Below are 16,678 nucleotides of genomic sequence, written 5' to 3'. Positions count from 1 at the left end.
GCGACCGGCCATTCCCCAAACCGCTCCGGCTCCCGTAGCTTTACCTCGCAGTAAGGTTACTGTGACGAAGGTTACCGTCGCGTTCAGGAGTCGGTTGAGGACGGGGCTCTCCGCACGTGTGATGAAGGAGCCGTCACCATGCAACTGGTCGAGCCGCACAAGAAGGTGGAGGACGGCAGGGTACGCGAGGTCTCCGTACCGCCCCTGGCGCCGAGGGTGACCAGCGGGTCCCTCGCCGACATCCCCTTCACCAACGCTGCCGAGGCTCCCGACGAGCCGGCCATCAGCCGCAAGGGGCGGGACGGCGCCTGGTGGGACATGACGTCCCGTGACTTCGCCGCCGAGGTCCAGGCCATGGCCAAGGGACTGATCGCGCTGGGCCTGCGGCCGGGCGACCGGGTGGCCATCATGGCCCGGACGGTCTACGAGTGGACGCTCACGGACTTCGCAGCCTGGGCGGCCGGACTGATCACGGTGCCCGTCTACCCCACCTCTTCCGCTTCGCAGGCCCGGCACATTCTGCAGGACTCGCGGGCCCGGGCCTGCTTCGTCGAGGACGTCGAGCAGACCCGGCTGCTCAGCGCCGAGCGCGGCAACCTGCCCGCGCTGGAGCACCTGTGGCAGTTCTCCTCGGGAGCCGTGGGCCATGTGGTGGACGCAGGCCGGGAGATACCGGACGCGCTGGTCACCGAGCGCCGGGGCCGGCTGAGTCCGGGGCATATCGCGACGCTCATCTACACCTCGGGCACCACCGGCCGTCCCAAGGGATGTGTGCTGACGCACGGCAACTTCTTCGCCGAGGTGGACAACGCCATCGAGCTGCTCCACCCGGTCTTCAAAGCGCGGTACTCCGAGCCGGCGGCGACGCTGCTGTTCCTGCCGCTGTCGCATGTCTTCGGCCGGATGGTGGCCATCGGCTGTCTGCGCGCCCGGGTACGCCTCGGGCACGCGCCGAGCGTCAAGACCGATGACCTCCTCCCCGATCTGGAAGCGTTCGCGCCGACGTTCCTGCTGGGCATCCCCTACATCCTGGAGAAGATCTACAACACCGGCCGGGCCACGGCCGAGCAGATGGGCCGCGCCTCGTCGTTCGACCGGGGTGCCCGCATCGCACAGCGGTACGGGGAGGCCGTCGAGGCGCAGGAGCACGGCTTCGGCCGCGGCCCGGGTTTCGGGCTGCGGGCCGCGCGCGGGCTGTACGACTCGCTGATCTACCGGCGCATCAGGGCCGTACTGGGCGGCCGCTGCCGCTACGTCATCTGCGGCGGCTCCCCGCTGGGGCACCGGCTCGCGGCGTTCTTCGAGGGCGCCGGTGTCACCGTCTACGAGGGCTACGGCCTCACCGAGACGACCGCGGCGACCACCGCGACCCCGCCCCTCAAGCCGCGGCTGGGCACGGTGGGCTGGCCGGTGCCGGGGACGGCCGTGCGGATCGCGGACGACGGCGAGGTGCTCATCAAGGGCGACCACGTCTTCGCCGGCTACTGGGAAGCGCGCAGCGAGAGCGTGATCCCGCACCGCGACGCGGAGGGCTGGATGCCCACCGGGGACCTGGGCGCGCTCGACTCGGAGGGGTATCTGAGCATCACCGGGCGCAAGAAGGACGTCATCATCACCTCCGCGGGCAAGAACCTGGCGCCGGCCCCGTTGGAGGACTGGCTGCGCGCGCATCCGCTGGTCAGCCAGTGCCTGGTGATCGGCGACAACCGGCCGTTCGTCTCGGCGCTGGTGACGCTGGAGCCGGATGGGATCGCGCACTGGCGGCGGATGCACAAGAAGGAGCATCTGAGCATGGCCGAGCTGGTCGTCGACGGGGACCTGCTGCGCAACCTCCAGCAGGCCGTGGACGAGGCCAACTCGCTGGTGTCGCGGGCCGAGTCGATCCGCAGGTTCGCCGTGCTCCAGCGCGACTTCACCGAGGAGGACGGACATCTCACGCCGTCGATGAAGCTGCGGCGCGCCGCGATAGTGCGGGACTTCGCCGCGGAGATCGACAAGCTCTACGTGCGCTGAGCGGGTATCCCGAGAGTCATCCTTTGGCCAAACGGCGGTACCGTGACATAAGCGCCAGATAGAGCACGGTCGGGGGAGGGGCGCGCGGATCTCCCTCGCCGGGAGGGAACACGGGATGACGACACCCCCGCAGCCACCGAACCAGCCCCCTGTCCAGCCCCCGGGCGGCGGTGGCTTCGGCCCGCCGCCGCAGGGCGGCGGCTACGGGCAGCCGCAGAGCGGCGGCTTCGCCCAGCCTCCCGGCGGCGGCTTCGCCCAGCCTCCCGGCGGCCCCGGCCCCGGCCCCGGCCCCGGAGCCCCCGGTGGCCCGGGTGCACCGGGCGGGTCCGGCGGCGGCTTCGGGCAGTCCGGCTTTCCCGGTCCGTACGGCAGCCCGCCGCCCCCGCCGCCGAACCGCGGCAACAAGGTGGTCGGCATCGTGGTGGCGGCCGTGCTGGTGGTCGCGATAGCGGTCGCGGGAACGCTGGTGGTGCTCTCGGGCGGTGACGACGACAAGAAGGACTCCGCCGACAACAAGGCGGCCTCCCAGGAGTCCGAGTCGCCCTCGGCCGAGCCTTCCGCGAGCGAGGAGGAGCCGACGCCGAGCCCCAGCGAGTCGCGGACCACCTACAAGCTGAGCTTCCCCAAGACGCTGGAGAACGGCCGCTACCGGCTCCGTAAGGATCTCAGCGACTCGATCAAGCCCACCCAGCCCGGCGAGACCGCGCACCTGGGCTCCTACTCCAACTCCTCCGACACCTCCCGCCTGCTCTACGGCGCGGCCACCGGCGAGGACTACGGCAACCCCGAGCTGTCCAAGAACCAGATGATGAACGGGATGGAGTCGGGCCCGGCCATGGACGTGGCCGTCAAGCGCCGGGACATCATCCCCTCCGGCAGCGACCCGCTGACCTGCGAGGTGCTGGTCAAGAACCAGGCCGGCCGCAAGCTGACGATCCCGGTCTGCGCCTGGAGCGACCCGGGCACCGCCGCCTATGTCGCCAAGGACAGCGCCGACACCTACTCGGTCGACCCCAAGAGCGTGGACCTCCAGGCGTGGGCGGAGCGCGTCGACCGCATCCGTGAAGAGGTGCGGTCGCCCGTCGGCTGACCGGCGCGCACCGGCGCGGATTGACTTGAACCTTCGTTCAAGTTGAAGACTGCTCTCCATCCGGCCGACGTCACCGGGGCGTCGGCACGAGGAGAGTGGTTGAGATGCGTGGAATCCAGGTCCGGCAGTTCGGCGAGCCCGACGTCCTGGAGGTGGCCGACCTCCCCGACCCCGTACCCGGCCCCGGGCAGGCCGTCGTCGAGGTGGCCTACGCCGACGTGATCTTCCTCGAGACCCAGATCCGGCGCGACGGCGCCTTCTTCCCACCCGAACTGCCCTACGTCCCCGGCGGCGCGGTCGGCGGCCGGATCGACCGGCTGGGCCCGGACGTCGGCGCCGCCTGGCAGGGCAGGCAGGTCGTCACCAAGACCGCCTCGCCCGCGCAGGGCGCGTACGCACAGCGCGCGCTCGCCGAGATCGAGACGGTCAGCGTCCTGCCCCAGGGGGTCGATCTGCCCACGGCGACCGCGCTGGTGCACGACGGACCCACCGCCGTACGGCTCTTCGACAACGCCGTCGGCAGCGGCAATCTGCGCCCCGGCGCCTGGGTGCTCGTCCTGGCGGCGGCGGGCGGACTCGGCGCGCTGCTGGTCCAGCTGGCCAAGGCCGCCGGAGCCCGGGTCGTCGCCGCGGCCCGGGGAGAGCGGAAACTCGCCCTCGCCCAGCGGGAACTGGGCGCCGACGCGGTCGTCGACTACGCGCTGCCCGGCTGGACCGACCGGGTACGCGAGACCGTCGGCGAACCCGGCGTCCACGTCGTCTTCGACGGTGCGGGCGGCGCCATCGGCCGCGCCGCCTTCGAACTGACAGCGCGCGGAGGACGGTTCTCCGCACACGGCGCACCCTCCGGCGGCTTCGCGGAACTCGACCCGGCGGCAGCGGCGGCCCGCGAGGTCACGCTGGCCGGCATCGAACAGGTCCAGCTCACCCCGGCCGAGGCCAAACCGCTGCTGGACCGCGCCCTGTTCGAGGCGGCGGCGGGCCGACTGCGTCCGGTGATCGGCCAGACCTTCCCACTGGCGGACGCAGCCAAGGCACACAGCGCCATCGAGGCCCGCGAAACGCTGGGCAAGACCCTGCTGAGCGTGGAGTGAAGCCACCCGGCGAAGCCCCGCGCCAGGCAGCCGAGGGGGAATGCTTCGCCCGCCCCCTCCGGGGGAAGAGGGGGCGGACGAAGCGGCTGGTGGCCGACGGCCGAACCCTCAGAAGGGCCGGTCGCCGACGATCGCGACCCGCTCGGCCACCCGCCGGTGCGGCGCGTAGTCGAACAGGGCGTAGTGCTGGGTGGCACGGTTGTCCCAGAACGCGATGTCACCGGGCTGCCAGGCGAACCGCACCTGGTACTCGGGCACATGCGCCTGGCGGACCAGCTCGGCCAGCAGCCGGTCGCTCTCCTCGCGCTCCATCCCCACGATGTGGGTGGTGAACGAGGTGTTCACGAACAGCATCTTCCGGCCCGACTCCGGGTGCGTGCGCACCACCGGGTGCTCCACCGGCGGGAACTGCTCCTGGAGTTCGGCCAGCCGCTGGGCCGGGGTGAACCGCGCGAAACCGGGGATGAAGTCGTGCACCGCCTTCGCCCCGTCGATCCGCTCCCGGACCTCCGGCGGCAGATTGTCGTACGCGGCTGCCATGTCGGCCCACATGGTGTGCCCGCCCAGCGGCGGGACCTCCCGCAGCTGGAGCACCGCGCCCATGGCGGGGCGCTCGCGGAAGGTGACATCGGTGTGCCACACGTTCTCGTACGTCGGCTTGGTCGAGGCGTCCTTCTCGAAGCGGACGATCTCGTCGCTGGAGCCGCGCGCCAGCAGCGGATTGGTCTCCAGCTCGCCCCAGTTCCGCGCGAAAGCGGCCTGCTGCTCGGGCGTGAGGTTCGCCCCCCGGAAGAAGAGCACCTTCCACTCCAGCAGCGCCCGGTTCAGCTCCTCGCGCAGCGCGGGGCTCAGCGGCTCGGACAGATCGGCACCCCGGATCTCCGCGCCGATGACGCGGGTCTGCGGCACGACCTCGATCAGCTCGTAGGGCCGCTGCTCCCAGTTCTCGGGGAACGGCCGCAGAATGCGCACGCCTTCGTACAGACCGCCCTCCGGAACGCGGGCGTCCCGCAGGGTGGCAGCCGTCTCGGGGGCGGCCTCAGGGTTGGACTCAGGGGTGGTCTCAGAGGTGGTGATGACGCTCACGGAAAATCCTCCAGCGGATCCGGTCAACGGTGGACAACGCACCAGCCGCGCGACCGCGCGGCGGCTCCATGGCTCCCTCCGGGAGCCGGAATCGCACCTAGAGACCGGATCGCTCGCACCCACGCCGCCACGGGACGCCATGGCGTCCGAGCGGAGAAGTGGAGTGCGCGACCATGCCGCTCATTGTGGGATCAGCCGGCTGAATCGTCAACATCGCCCAGGTCAGCCCACCGGCGCGATGGCCCGCCCCGCCCACCGGGGCGCCTCCTCGACGAGCGCCGCCAGCCGTTCGGCCACCTCCTCGGGGAACGGGACACTGCCCTCGGCGCCCACATGCAGCGCGAACAGCTCAGTGGTGGCGACCAGCCGTTCCCCGACACGCATCTCGTGGACGAACCGGAGCTTCTTCCCGGCAACACCGAGAACCCGCGTACGCACCGCGAGCGACGCGCCTTCCGCCACCTCCTTCAGATACCGCACATGCGCCTCGACCGTGTACAGCGAGCAGCTCGTGCGCTCCCGGTAGACCGGCCCCAGCCCCACCTTGTCCATCATCGCGTCCGTCGCGTGGCCGAAGACCAGCACGTAGAACGCTTCGCTCATATGGCCGTTGTAGTCGATCCACTCCGGCCGCACCGTCTGCTCGAATGGTGGCAGCCGCGTCATTCTCCGGCCCTCCCGCCGGGCAGCCGGCCGGTCGCCCTCAGCACATCGATGACCCCCTGGTCCCGCTCGGCGACCAGTTCGGCGATGGTGCGGCCCTCCGCGGCCTCCTCGCAGCCCGCCACCATCGCGTCCCGCAGCGCCGCGTCCAGCTCGGGCGCCTCCAGGCGCGTCCACGGCGACTTCAGCGACGGCCCGAAGTGGTCGAGCATATGGGCCATGCCCCCTTCGCCGCCCGCCAGCGCGAACGTCAGACACGGGCCCATGAACGCCCACCGCAGCCCCGGCCCCTCGGTGATCGAGTCGTCGATCTCCTTCACGGTGGCCTCACCGTTGGCCACCATGTGCAGGGCCTCACGCCACAGGGCCTCTTGCAGCCGGTTGGCGATGAACCCCGGCAGCTCCTGGTTCATCGTGATCACCGACTTGCCCGCCACCTCGTAGAACCGCGACGCCCACTCCACGGCTCGCTGCGCGGTCCGGTTGCCTCCGGCCACTTCCACGAGAGGGATCAGATACGGCGGATTGAAGGGGTGCCCTACGAGCAGCCGCTCGGGGTTCGCCGCCTCGGTCTGCATGTCCGTCATCGGATACCCGGACGTCGATGAGGCGATGACGACGTCCTTCGGCGTCGCCGCGTCCAGCTGCGCCAGCAGCTGCCTTTTCAGTTCCAGCTTCTCGGGTGCGCTCTCTTGTACGAACTGCGCCTCCGCGCAGGCCTCTTCGAGAGTCGCCGCGATGGTGAGCCGCTCCTTTGCGGCTCCTTCCGCCAGTCCCAGTTGGGTGAGCGCCGGCCATGCGGCGTCCACCAGGCGGCGCAGTTTTTCGGGGGCGTCGGGGGCTGGGTCCCACGCGGTTACGTCGTAACCGCGGGCCAGGAAATGGGCGACCCAGCCGCCGCCTATGACTCCGGCGCCCACACATGTGACGCGCCGCACCTCATCGTGAGGGAGTTCCATATCTCCTCCTTGATCGCTTTCATTGGCTGAGGGCCCGGCCCTCTGACCGTCTGTCGTTTATGGGGGCTCCGCCCCCAAACCCCCGGGTCCTCGCCGGACGGGCGTTGGGGGGCTCCGCCCCCCAACGGCCCCCCGCTACGGGGGCTTCGCCCCCCTAGGAGCCCCCTTCCGCAAAAGGGCACCCCGGTTCACGTTCCCTTGTCCCGGCTTATGACTGAGGCCCTTGGTCCGGCCGGTGACTCCCGCAGGGTCGTCACCGGCCGGTCCAAGGACCCGCACCAATGAGGGTGGGCTTGAAAGGCAATGGAGAGGCACCGGGCGGCAGGGGGGTTCTAGGGGGGGCGAAGCCCACCTAGCTGTGTTGTTCGGGGAGGTTGGTGACAGGTGACACGCTGTGGGTGGTCCTTGAACGGGGTGAGGGCCTTCTGGCTCGGTGTGGATTGCGACATCTACCGCCGAGTGCAGGAGGCCCTCGTGATCCACCGTAATGCCCCGCTGACCCCGACCGGCCGTCTGCGTCTGGCTCGCTGTGTCGTGGAGGAGGGCTGGCCGCTGCGCCAGGCTGCCGAACGTTTCCAGGTCAGTCACACCACCGCTGCCCGGTGGGCTTCCCGCTACCGGCAGCGGGGAGAGGCCGGCTTGTACGACCGCTCCAGCCGTCCGCGTCACTGCCCTGGACAGACCCCGCCCGCCACAGAAGCGCAGGTGGTGCGCATGCGCCGCGAGCACCGTATCGGGCCCCTGCGCCTGGCCGCCCGCACCGGGCCGGCCGCCTCCACCTGCCACCGCATCCTGGCCCGCTGCGGCATGCCTCCCCTGGCCGCCCTGGACCGGGCCACCGGCGAGCCCGTCCGCCGCTACGAACGCTCCCGCCCCGGCGAACTCGTCCATATCGATGTCAAGAAACTCGGCCGTATCCCCGACGGCGGCGGCCACAAGGTCCACGGCCGGGCCGACAGCCCGAACAAGGACCGCCGCCACGGAAAGGGATACGCCTGCCTCCACACCGCCCTGGACGACCACTCCCGCCTCGCCTACACCGAGAACCTGCCCGATGAGAAGGCCCCCACCTGCGCCGCCTTCCTCCGACGGGCCACCGCCTGGTTCGCACGCCACGGCATCACCATCGAACGGGTCCTGACCGACAACGCCTGGGCCTACACCCAGAAAACCTGGAAGACCACCTGCCACGACCTGGGCATCCGCCCCCGCTACACCCGCCCCTGGCGCCCCCAGACCAACGGCAAAGTCGAACGCTTCCACCGCACCCTGCTCGAAGAATGGGCCTACCAGCGGCCCTACACCTCAGAAACCGAACGACAAGCAGCGTTTCCCGGCTGGCTCGACTGGTACAACCACCACCGACCCCACACCGGCATCAAAGGCCAAACCCCCGCCAGCCGCGTCACCAACCTCCCCGAACAACACACCTAGCGGGGGGCGTTGGGGGGCGGAGCCCCCCAACACGACCACTCGGCGGCGAGCCGGGACACAAACGGGGCGTGCGTCCACAACGCGGCGGGCCACCCCGTGAGGGACTCGCCCCCCGACACGACCTGTCGGCGTAAGCCGGGACACAAACGGGGCGTGCGTCCACAACGCGGCGGGCCACCCCGTGAGGGGTTCGCCCCCCGACACGACCTGTCGGCGTAAGCCGGGACACAAACGGGGCGTGCGTCCACAAGCAAGCGGGGCCACCCCGCAAGAGAGGGGGTTACCGGGGCCGGAGGCCCAGGCGGGTGCGGGCTTCATCGGGAGAAGCCACCGAGGCCCCAAGGGCCTCGGTGATACGCACGGCGCGTTCCACAAGCTGCCCGTTCGTCGCCTTCACCCCCCGACTCAGATACAGGTTGTCCTCCAGCCCCACCCGCACATTCCCCCCGAGCAGAATCGACTGCGCCACCCACGGCATCTGCATCCGTCCCAGCGCGAAAGAGGCCCACTGCGCGCCAGGCGGCAGGAAGTTGACCATCGACTGCAACACCCCCGGGTCCGCCGGAGCCCCCCACGGGATGCCCATGCACAGCTGGAAGAGGGTCGGCTCGTCCAGCAGCCCCTCGTCCAGCAACTGCTTGGCGAACCACAGCTGCCCGGTGTCGAAGATCTCCAGCTCCGGCTTGACGCCGAGCTCCTGAATGCGCCGGGCCCCCTTCCGCAGCATCTCCGTGGTGGAGACATACAGCTGGTCGCCGAAGTTGAGCGACCCGCAGTCCAGGGTGCAGATGTCGGGCAGCAGGTCCTCGACGTGCGGCAACCGGTCGAGTCCGCCCACCAGATCCGTGCCGTCCAGCGCGCCCTTCTCCAACGGCTGGTCGGCGTCGAGCACCAGGTCACCGCCCATGCCGGCGGTCAGGTTGATGACGACGTCGGTGCCCGTCTCCTTGATCCGCTCCACGACCTCGCGGTACAGCTTCCGGTCCCGCGAGGGCGCACCGGTCTCCGGGTCCCGTACGTGGATGTGCACAACAGCCGCACCGGCCTGAGCGGCCTCGACTGCCGAGACGGCTATCTGCTCGGGCGTCACAGGCACATGCGGGCTGCGCCCGACGGTGTCACCGGCGCCGGTGAGGGCGCAGGTGATGATCACATTCTCGGTCATGGACATGGCGATACCTCCGGTAGGGAAGGGGAGGGTGCCGACCGGGGGCCGGCGGCGGAAAGGGGCTCGTCAGGGGCGAGGAAACGACAGGGGAAGGGCCGGGCGGTCGCTCAGCCCACGTTCGTCGGCAACAACTCGGTACGCATATGAGCGAGCAGCGCCGCGTACATGTCGTCGGGGCCGGTGCCGTCCTCCGCTCCGGCGGCGCCGGCCAGCACCTGGGAGGCCAGCCCGTCGATGAGCGCGGTCAGCCGCAGCGCGCTGAACTCGGGGTCCACCGCGCGGAAGACGCCCTGGGCGATACCGCGCCGGATGACGTCGGCGACGGTGGTTCGCCACTGCCGGTAGTAGTCGACGTGCAGGCGACCGATGGCGGTCGAGCGTGCCGCCTCGGCCCACAGGTCGAGCCACACCAGCCACTGCCGCCGCTGCTGTTCGGTCCGCGGCGTCTGCAGGGCGAGGAGTTCCCGGAGTTCGGCCGCGGCGTCCTCGTCCGCACCGGCCTCGGCGATCCGCGCCGCACGGCTGGCGGTGTCCTCGTCCATGCACCAGCGCACGGCTGCCTCCAGCAGCTCGGCCCGGCCGGGGAAGTGGTAGTGGATGGCGGCTGTACTGGTGTCGCAGGCGGCCGCGATGTCCGCGACCCGTACGGCGTGGAAGCCGTGTTCCGCGATCAACCGCACCGTCTCCCGCACGATCTGCAACGGACGCCCCGCTGAGGGGAGTACGGGCGTCCGGGGTGCGGGTGACGGTGCGGCGGCATTCGGCCCTTCAGCCCCGGTGGAGTCCGTCCCGGTGGAGTCCGCCCCGGTGGTGGACGAGCTGTGCACAGCGGCAGCGGGGGTGGTCGGTTCCGCACCACCAGAGCCGAGCAGCCAGCCTGCGTCCACCTCGCCGGCGTCGGCGATCCGGGCCAGCTCGGCGACGGTGAAGCGGCGCGTACCGCTGAGGGAGCGGGAGAGTTTCGAGGGGTCCATCACGACGCGTCGGGCGAACTCCCGCTGGCTGCATCCGGTGGCCTCGACGACCTTGCGCACGCGCTCGGCGATCTCACCGGCGCTGTCCTGAAGCCTGTCACTCGCCGCGTGGCTGCCGGGGGTGCGGCCGACCGCCCCGTGGCCGCCTGCTGTGTGCTGCATGGCGCCACCGTACGACTCTGTTGAGATTATCGCAATGACGTTGTTCGGCTGCTTTTCATTCCCCCAGTTGAGAGCGTAGGAATCAATCTGTTGCGCTGCTTGACTGATGCGTCAGTCAGTAGTGCAACGCTCATCCGTCGCGACACCGTCCGATGTGCATCGTCCGACGCGATCACGGCAGGGGTGTACCTAGGTACACCCCTGTCCGACAGCCAGGTGCAATGGCGGCCACCCGGCGGCGCGGCATCGTCGGCGCCATGCGAAGGAGACCTGTTGAGATCAAGATGACGGTGCTGTACCTCGCCGTCGCGTTTCTGGCGGCCGGCGCGCTGGGCGCCGTGCAGCCCGTGACCCGGATACCCGCCGAAGTCGTTCAGCTGACACAGTTCGGCCCCGCTCTCGGCGTGGGAATCGTCGCGCTGCTGTGGCCCGGACGGGTGCGTGAACTGTTCGCCGGGGGCCGGTCGGTCCGGGTGCGTGGGGCACTGCTGCTCGTCACGGCGCCGCTGATCACCATCGTTGCCGCCGCCGGGTACGCGGCGGTCACCGGGGAGGTCCGGCTGATGCGCCCTGCCGCCCCGTTCGTACTGGTCGCGGTGGCGCAGTTGATCGGGGCGTGTGGAGAGGAGATCGGATGGCGCTGCCTGCTGCAGCCCCTGCTGCGCACCCGGTTCGGCCGGCTGGGCGCCTCGATGGTGGTAGGCGTGGTGTGGGGTGTCTGGCATGTGCAGGTCTTCGCACAGCACCCGTTGTACGCGGCCTCGTTCCTGCTGGCGGCCGTATCCATGTCGGTGGTGCTGGGTTGGGCTCTCGACGGTGCGGGCGGCTCCAGGCTGCTGCTGGCGGGAGGCTTCCACGCCCTGATCAACCTCGGCATGCTGCTGGCCATGGACGAGGAGTCCGGTGCGGTGCTCCCCATGGTGCTCTTCGGCTCGTCGTGCCTGGTGGCGGCGGTGTGGTGGGTCCGGGCGGCAGGTCCGGACCGGGGCAGTGCGGCGCAGTCGTCCACGCCCGCGCCGACTAGGCTGCCCTCGACCATGAGAGATGTTCGATAAGTCGCGCGCGCCCGTCTCCCGCGCCTGTGTGGCCTTGGGCCGGTGCCAGGTGGCGAGCCTGCATGCCCTCGCGGTGTCGGCGACCGGCTCGCTGGTGGTCCTCGCCCTGCTGCTGTTGCCCGTGGGGGTCGGCTTCTGGCTGCTGCCGCGGGCCGCACGCTGGCTGCGTGCGCTGTCCGACCGCTCGCGAGCCCGTGCTGCCAGGTGGACGGGTACGCCGGTCAGCAGTCCTGAGCCGCTGCACGGCGACCGGCACCGGAACGCCCGCGCCCGCTCGACGGCTGTCCTCGGCGACGAGGGGTTCTGGCGCGACCTGACGTGGGCCTGGCTGGAGCCGGTCGCGGGCGGGCTCGTGGTCGCAGCGCCCCTCGCGCTGGTCGAGTACGGAGCGTTCGGCGTACTGGTGCAGCCGTTCGTCTGGCGGCTCCTCGGCGACGGCAACTGGTACGCGTTCGTCCCGGTGCACAGCACACCGACCATGCTGGCCGCGCTCGCACTCGGCCTGGCCCTCATGGTCGCCGGGCTGGTCATCGCCCCCGCCACACTGCGGCTGCACGCCCGGTTGGGACGTCCGCTGCTCTCCGCCTCGCGCGGCGCCCGGCTCGCCCGGCGGGTCGAGCATCTCGCCGACACCCGCGCCCGGGCGCTGGACACCCTGGCCGCCGAACTCCGCCGCATCGAGCGGGACCTGCACGACGGGGCCCAGGCCCGGCTGGTCGCGCTCGGGATGACGGTGGACCGGGCGACGCGGCTGCTGGAGACGGACCCGCGCGCAGCGCGCGAGCTGTTGCTGGATGTCCGCACCACCTCCGAGCAGGCACTGGCGGATCTGCGGTCGTTGGTCCACGGCATCCATCCGCCCGTCCTCGCCGACCGGGGCCTGGGTGATGCCGTCCGCGCGCTGGCGCTCGACAGTTTCCTCGACGTCCACGTCGAGGCCCGGCTGCCGGGCCGCTTCCCGGCGCCGGTCGAGTCCGCCGCCTACTTCGCGGTGAGCGAGGCGCTGGCGAACGCCGCGAAGCACTCCGCCGCCCGCGAGGTACGCGTCGGCCTGAGCTACGAGGCCGGTCTGCTGCGTGCCACCGTCACCGACGACGGCCGAGGCGGTGCCGACCCGTCGGGCGGTACCGGACTCAGCGGCGTACGGGAGCGGTTGGACGCCTTCGACGGCACCCTCGCCCTGCACAGCCCGCAGGGCGGGCCCACCACTCTGACGATGGAGATTCCGTGCGTGTCGTCCTCGCCGAAGACCTCTTCCTGCTGAGGGACGGGCTGACCCGCACACTGCGGGAGCACGGCGACGAGGTCGTCGCGGTGGACAACGGCCCGTCGCTGCTGCGCGCACTGCTGGAAGAAGACGAGGAGGCACCCGACCTCGCCGTCGTGGATGTCCGGCTCCCGCCGACCTACTCCGACGAGGGGCTCCAGGCCGCACTCGAAGCCCGCCGCCGACGACCCGGTCTGCCCGTTCTCGTCCTCTCCCAGTACGTCGAGACCCTGTACGCCAACGAACTGCTCGCCGGAGGCGACGGGGCCGTCGGCTATCTGCTCAAGGACCGGATCACACACACCGAGCAGTTCCTCGACGCGGTCCGGCGGGTCGCCGCCGGAGGGACGGTGATGGACCCGCAGGTCGTCTCACGGCTGCTCTCCCGTGGGGAGGCCCGCGGCACGATCGGCTCCCTCACGCCCCGTGAACGCGATGTGCTGGAACTGATGGCCGAAGGCCGGTCGAACTCCTCCGTCGCGAGCTGTCTGTACCTGAGCGAGAGTGCGGTCGCCAAGCATGTCGCGAGCATTTTCGCCAAGCTGGGGATCAGCCCGTCGGCGGACGCCAACCGCAGAGTGCTTGCTGTGCTGGCCTATCTCAAGCGCTGAGGCCGGCCCGCCGGTGCGCAGGGGCAGGCGCCGACGGCCACATGTGCGTCGGCCGATCCCGCGCAGGCCGTCAGACGGCCGGTGGATAGCGGGCTGCCAGGGCGCGGACGGCTTCGATCACGGCCTTCCGCAGCGCGGGCGGGCCCAGCACCTCCGTCTCCGCGCCCAGGCTGAGCAGGTCCGAGACGGCGACCGGCTGTGATTCGACGGCGAGCTCGACCTCGACCCATCCGGCCTCGTCCGCCGGACCCGCGTCGTCCAGCGCCTGCTCTCCCGAGGTGCCGAACTTCGCCGGAAGGAGCCGTTGGCCCTGTGGGGAGAGCCGGACGCGGGCCACGTCCTGGCGGAGCATCGCCTCCAGGCGGCGCGCGGAGGCCTCCCAGTAGGCGGGCAGGTCGAAGCCCGTCGGCCGGTCGAAGGTCTCCTCGGCGGTCTCGGCCTCCAGGAGCCGCGAGATCCGATAGGTGCGAACGGCGTCGTCGCCGTCCCCCTCGCCGGAGGCCACCGCGACCGCGTACCAGATGCCGCCCTTCAGAACGATGCCCAGCGGCCGCAGCTCGCGCAGCACTTCACCGCGCCAGCGCCGGTAGCGCACGCGCAGCACCCGCTGCTCCCACACCGCGCGGGCGACCTGCGGCAGGTGCGGCACCGGTTCGGCGTCCCGGAACCAGCCCGGCGCGTCCAGATGGAAACGGTCCTGGACGCGCCGGCTGTGTTCGGCCAGGGCGGTGGGGAGGGACGCCTGCACCTTCAGTTGGGCGGTGGTCAGTACGGCGCCGAGCCCCAGTTCCCGTACCGGGCCAGGGAGCCCTGACAGGAAGAGGGAGCCGGCCTCGGTGTCCGTCAGGCCGGTGAGCCGGGTGCGGTACCCGGCCATGAGCCGGTAGCCGCCGGAAGGGCCGCGGTCGGCGGTCACGGGAACGCCGGAGGCGCCGAGCGCCTCGATGTCGCGGTAGACGGTGCGGACGGAGACATCGAGCGCGGCGGCGAGTTCGGGCGCCGTCATCCGGCCGCGGTTCTGCAGCAGGAGGAGCAGCGAGAGGAGCCGGTCGGCGCGCATGCCGCCATTCTCGCGCGTCGGTTTCCGGTACCTGACAGAAGGTGTCAGGTACGGCCGGAAGGATGCCCGTACGCAGCACATCAGCGAAAGGCACCGTCATGGCCGAGCAGTCCACCACCGCCGTCTTCACCTTCTCCTCCTGGGACGAGAAGAGCGTCACCGACGCCGACCGGAGCCCCCGCGTCGCACACGCCGCCATCGTCAACAACTACAGCGGAGGTATCGAGGCCGAGGGCACCACATGCCAGTACGTGCTGACGTACGGCACCGAGAGGAGCGGATCCTTCTGCGGGATGGAGCTGCTGACCGGTTCCGTCGAGGGCAGGGAGGGCACCTTCGTCATCCAGCAGCGCGGCACCTTCGACGAGGAGGGTGTCATCCGCTGCACCTTCGAGGTGGTCCCGGGCTCGGGGACGGGCGACCTCGCCGGTCTGGCCGGTACGGGAGGGTTCGAGGTGCGTGAGGGGGAGAAGGAGGTGAAGGTGACCTTCTCCTACGCGCTGCGGGGCTGAGGTCCCGGCCCCGCGCGGCAGTACACGAACGACGGCGGTCGGTGGGAGCTTCGCTCCCACCGACCGCCGTCGTGCTCCCTCCCGCAGGCCCCCGCGAGAAGGGCTAAGCCGGTGTGGGGGCCGAGCTCTTCCCGGAGGGGGACGCGGCGACGGGGGACCCGGAGCCGCCCTGTTCCTCCGGCATCTTGAGGAAGAACGTCAGCACCATGGCGACCAGGTAGAGCACCAGGAAGACGATCGTCACGCCGCCCGCTCCCACCAGGGGGAGGAAGATCGAGGCGATGGCGGGCCCCACGAAGGTGGCACCGCCCGCGCCGAGGTTGAGGAGGGCCATCGCGCCGCCCTTGTTCTCGGGCGCCATGTTCGGGATCAGCGCCGAGATGGGCACGAAGCCGGCCAGGGTCGCGCCGTAGAGCATGCCGGCGAGCACGGCGACCCAGTAGTAGTCGGGGCCCAGCCAGGTCGGTACGAAGTAGAGCACCGTCACGCTGATCGCGCAGCCGAGGGCGCCGAACGTGGCGATGGTCGTCCGCCAGCCGATCCTGTCCGAGACGGCGCCGAAGATCAGGTTGAAGAAGATGTTGGTGCCGTAGATGATCGCCAGCAGCTGGAGCCACTTGTCGGTGCCGAAGCCGACGTCGTCGGAGAAGATGCGCGGCAGGTAGACCAGCATGCCGAACTCGGGCGCCGTGTTGATGATCCGCACCAGGCAGCCGACCAGGACCCGCGGGTGGGTCCAGACGATCGAGACGCTGTTGTAGAGGGACTCACCGGTGGTGACCTCGGGCCCTGCCAGCCGGTCGCCGCCCTCCCGCCGCTTGGCGCCGACCAGGGCGATGGCGCCGCCGAGCAGGATGAGGCCGAGCGCGCTCCACAGGGTGCCCATCTCGCCGATGGCCGGGATGGTGAAGCTGGACCACAGGGAGCCGAGGGTGGGCAGGCCGCCGGTGAAGGCGAAGTAGAACCAGCCCACGGCGGTGCCCAGCCGGGCCTTGGGAGCGCTGCCGGTGATCCACACCAGGAACCCGAAGGCGAAGAGCGGATAGCCGAAGCCGCGGATGCCGTAGAGGATCAGCATCATCGGGTAGTTCTCGGTGCCGAGCGCGAAGATCAGGTAGAGCGCGTCGAAGACCGCCCAGATGACCAGGCCCACCCACATCACCTTGCGCGGGCCCCACACCTGGGAGAGTGCGCCGGAGAACCAGGAGGCCAGCATCACGGCGACGCCGTAGGCGGTGATGACGTAGCCGGCCTTCACATCGGTGCCCGCGCCGTGGTCGGCCATGTACGGCGCGATGAAGCCGCTCTCGACGCCGTCGCCGATCATGAACAGCAGTACGCCGATGTACCCGAGGACCAGGGGTTTCGGCAGCCCTATGCGATCGAGTAGCCCTCTGTCGGCGGCTCGGGTCGCTGGATCCGTCATCGGGGGCCTCCGCTCTGAGGTAACCAGTTGGTGCACCGCAGATACTCAGCCCGACTGCGAGAAATATCAAGAGCTCTGTTAAAAATAACGGTCAAGCCTGTTGC

15 protein-coding genes are annotated in these 16,678 nt (G+C 70.6%); 8 read left to right on the top strand and 7 right to left on the bottom strand.

The genetic code is table 11. The features are described from left to right. Positions 1-138: 138 nt before the first annotated feature. From HC362_RS13355 to HC362_RS13345, 3 genes are all read left to right on the top strand, one after another. Positions 139-2,013 carry an AMP-dependent synthetase/ligase gene (locus HC362_RS13355; RefSeq protein ID WP_243084143.1) on the top strand — a complete coding sequence of 625 codons (1,875 nt, stop codon included), beginning with the start codon at positions 139-141 and terminating at the stop codon, positions 2,011-2,013. Between the two features lie 115 nt (positions 2,014-2,128). Next, positions 2,129-3,103 carry a hypothetical protein gene (locus tag HC362_RS13350; protein WP_243084142.1) on the top strand — a complete coding sequence of 325 codons (975 nt, stop codon included), beginning with the start codon at positions 2,129-2,131 and terminating at the stop codon, positions 3,101-3,103. A gap of 104 nt (positions 3,104-3,207) precedes the next feature. Then, positions 3,208-4,197, top strand: coding sequence for a zinc-binding dehydrogenase (locus tag HC362_RS13345; RefSeq protein ID WP_243084141.1), 990 nt, complete (start codon positions 3,208-3,210; stop codon positions 4,195-4,197). 108 nt (positions 4,198-4,305) lie between these two features. Here HC362_RS13345 and HC362_RS13340 read toward each other — a convergent pair whose 3' ends face one another. The 3 genes from HC362_RS13340 to HC362_RS13330 form a co-directional block, all read right to left on the bottom strand. Next, positions 4,306-5,181 carry a TauD/TfdA family dioxygenase gene (locus tag HC362_RS13340; protein ID WP_243088542.1) on the bottom strand — a complete coding sequence of 292 codons (876 nt, stop codon included), beginning with the start codon at positions 5,179-5,181 and terminating at the stop codon, positions 4,306-4,308. 324 nt (positions 5,182-5,505) lie between these two features. After that, positions 5,506-5,949 carry a thioesterase family protein gene (locus HC362_RS13335; RefSeq protein WP_243084140.1) on the bottom strand — a complete coding sequence of 148 codons (444 nt, stop codon included), beginning with the start codon at positions 5,947-5,949 and terminating at the stop codon, positions 5,506-5,508. Next, positions 5,946-6,905: a 3-hydroxyacyl-CoA dehydrogenase NAD-binding domain-containing protein gene (locus HC362_RS13330; protein WP_243084139.1), complete on the bottom strand. Its 960-nt coding sequence runs from the start codon at positions 6,903-6,905 to the stop codon at positions 5,946-5,948. The genes HC362_RS13335 and HC362_RS13330 overlap by 4 nt, the downstream gene beginning before the upstream one ends. 474 nt (positions 6,906-7,379) lie before the next feature. Here HC362_RS13330 and HC362_RS13325 point away from each other — a divergent pair, with 474 nt between their 5' ends. Next, positions 7,380-8,339, top strand: coding sequence for an IS481 family transposase (locus HC362_RS13325; RefSeq protein ID WP_243084138.1), 960 nt, complete (start codon positions 7,380-7,382; stop codon positions 8,337-8,339). A gap of 280 nt (positions 8,340-8,619) precedes the next feature. Here the strand turns inward: HC362_RS13325 and HC362_RS13320 are convergent, their stop codons facing one another. Together HC362_RS13320 and HC362_RS13315 are read right to left on the bottom strand one after the other, a co-directional pair. Continuing rightward, a complete protein-coding gene (locus HC362_RS13320; RefSeq protein WP_243084137.1) occupies positions 8,620-9,510 on the bottom strand; it encodes a 3-keto-5-aminohexanoate cleavage protein in 891 nt (296 codons plus the stop codon). A 104-nt stretch (positions 9,511-9,614) separates the two neighbouring features. Then, the gene (locus tag HC362_RS13315; protein WP_243084136.1) at positions 9,615-10,643 is read right to left on the bottom strand and encodes a TetR/AcrR family transcriptional regulator; all 1,029 of its coding nucleotides are present in this window, start codon (positions 10,641-10,643) and stop codon (positions 9,615-9,617) included. A 221-nt stretch (positions 10,644-10,864) separates the two neighbouring features. Between HC362_RS13315 and HC362_RS13310 the strand changes: the two genes are divergently transcribed. Genes HC362_RS13310 through HC362_RS13300 form a run of 3 tightly spaced genes read left to right on the top strand, consistent with a single transcriptional unit; the run spans position 10,865 to position 13,576 of the window. Beyond that, a complete protein-coding gene (locus HC362_RS13310; RefSeq protein WP_243084135.1) occupies positions 10,865-11,698 on the top strand; it encodes a CPBP family intramembrane glutamic endopeptidase in 834 nt (277 codons plus the stop codon). Next, positions 11,688-12,962, top strand: a complete 1,275-nt coding sequence (locus tag HC362_RS13305; RefSeq protein WP_243084134.1) for a sensor histidine kinase — start codon at positions 11,688-11,690, stop codon at positions 12,960-12,962. The genes HC362_RS13310 and HC362_RS13305 overlap by 11 nt, the downstream gene beginning before the upstream one ends. Next, positions 12,926-13,576, top strand: coding sequence for a response regulator transcription factor (locus HC362_RS13300; protein WP_243084133.1), 651 nt, complete (start codon positions 12,926-12,928; stop codon positions 13,574-13,576). The genes HC362_RS13305 and HC362_RS13300 overlap by 37 nt, the downstream gene beginning before the upstream one ends. A 70-nt stretch (positions 13,577-13,646) precedes the next feature. Here the strand turns inward: HC362_RS13300 and HC362_RS13295 are convergent, their stop codons facing one another. Next, a complete protein-coding gene (locus HC362_RS13295; protein ID WP_243084132.1) occupies positions 13,647-14,636 on the bottom strand; it encodes a WYL domain-containing protein in 990 nt (329 codons plus the stop codon). Positions 14,637-14,734: 98 nt separating this feature from the next. Between HC362_RS13295 and HC362_RS13290 the strand changes: the two genes are divergently transcribed. Beyond that, positions 14,735-15,148, top strand: a complete 414-nt coding sequence (locus HC362_RS13290) for a DUF3224 domain-containing protein (protein WP_243084131.1) — start codon at positions 14,735-14,737, stop codon at positions 15,146-15,148. A 103-nt stretch (positions 15,149-15,251) separates the two neighbouring features. Here HC362_RS13290 and HC362_RS13285 read toward each other — a convergent pair whose 3' ends face one another. Then, positions 15,252-16,574, bottom strand: coding sequence for an MFS transporter (locus HC362_RS13285; protein WP_243084130.1), 1,323 nt, complete (start codon positions 16,572-16,574; stop codon positions 15,252-15,254). Positions 16,575-16,678 lie beyond the last annotated feature (104 nt).

The organism is Streptomyces sp. 891-h, assembly GCF_022760275.1.
GTDB classification, from domain to species: Bacteria; Actinomycetota; Actinomycetes; order Streptomycetales; family Streptomycetaceae; genus Streptomyces; species Streptomyces spirodelae.
Note: the sequence above shows the minus strand (reverse complement) of the source record. Positions and strands in the feature narration are given on the sequence as shown.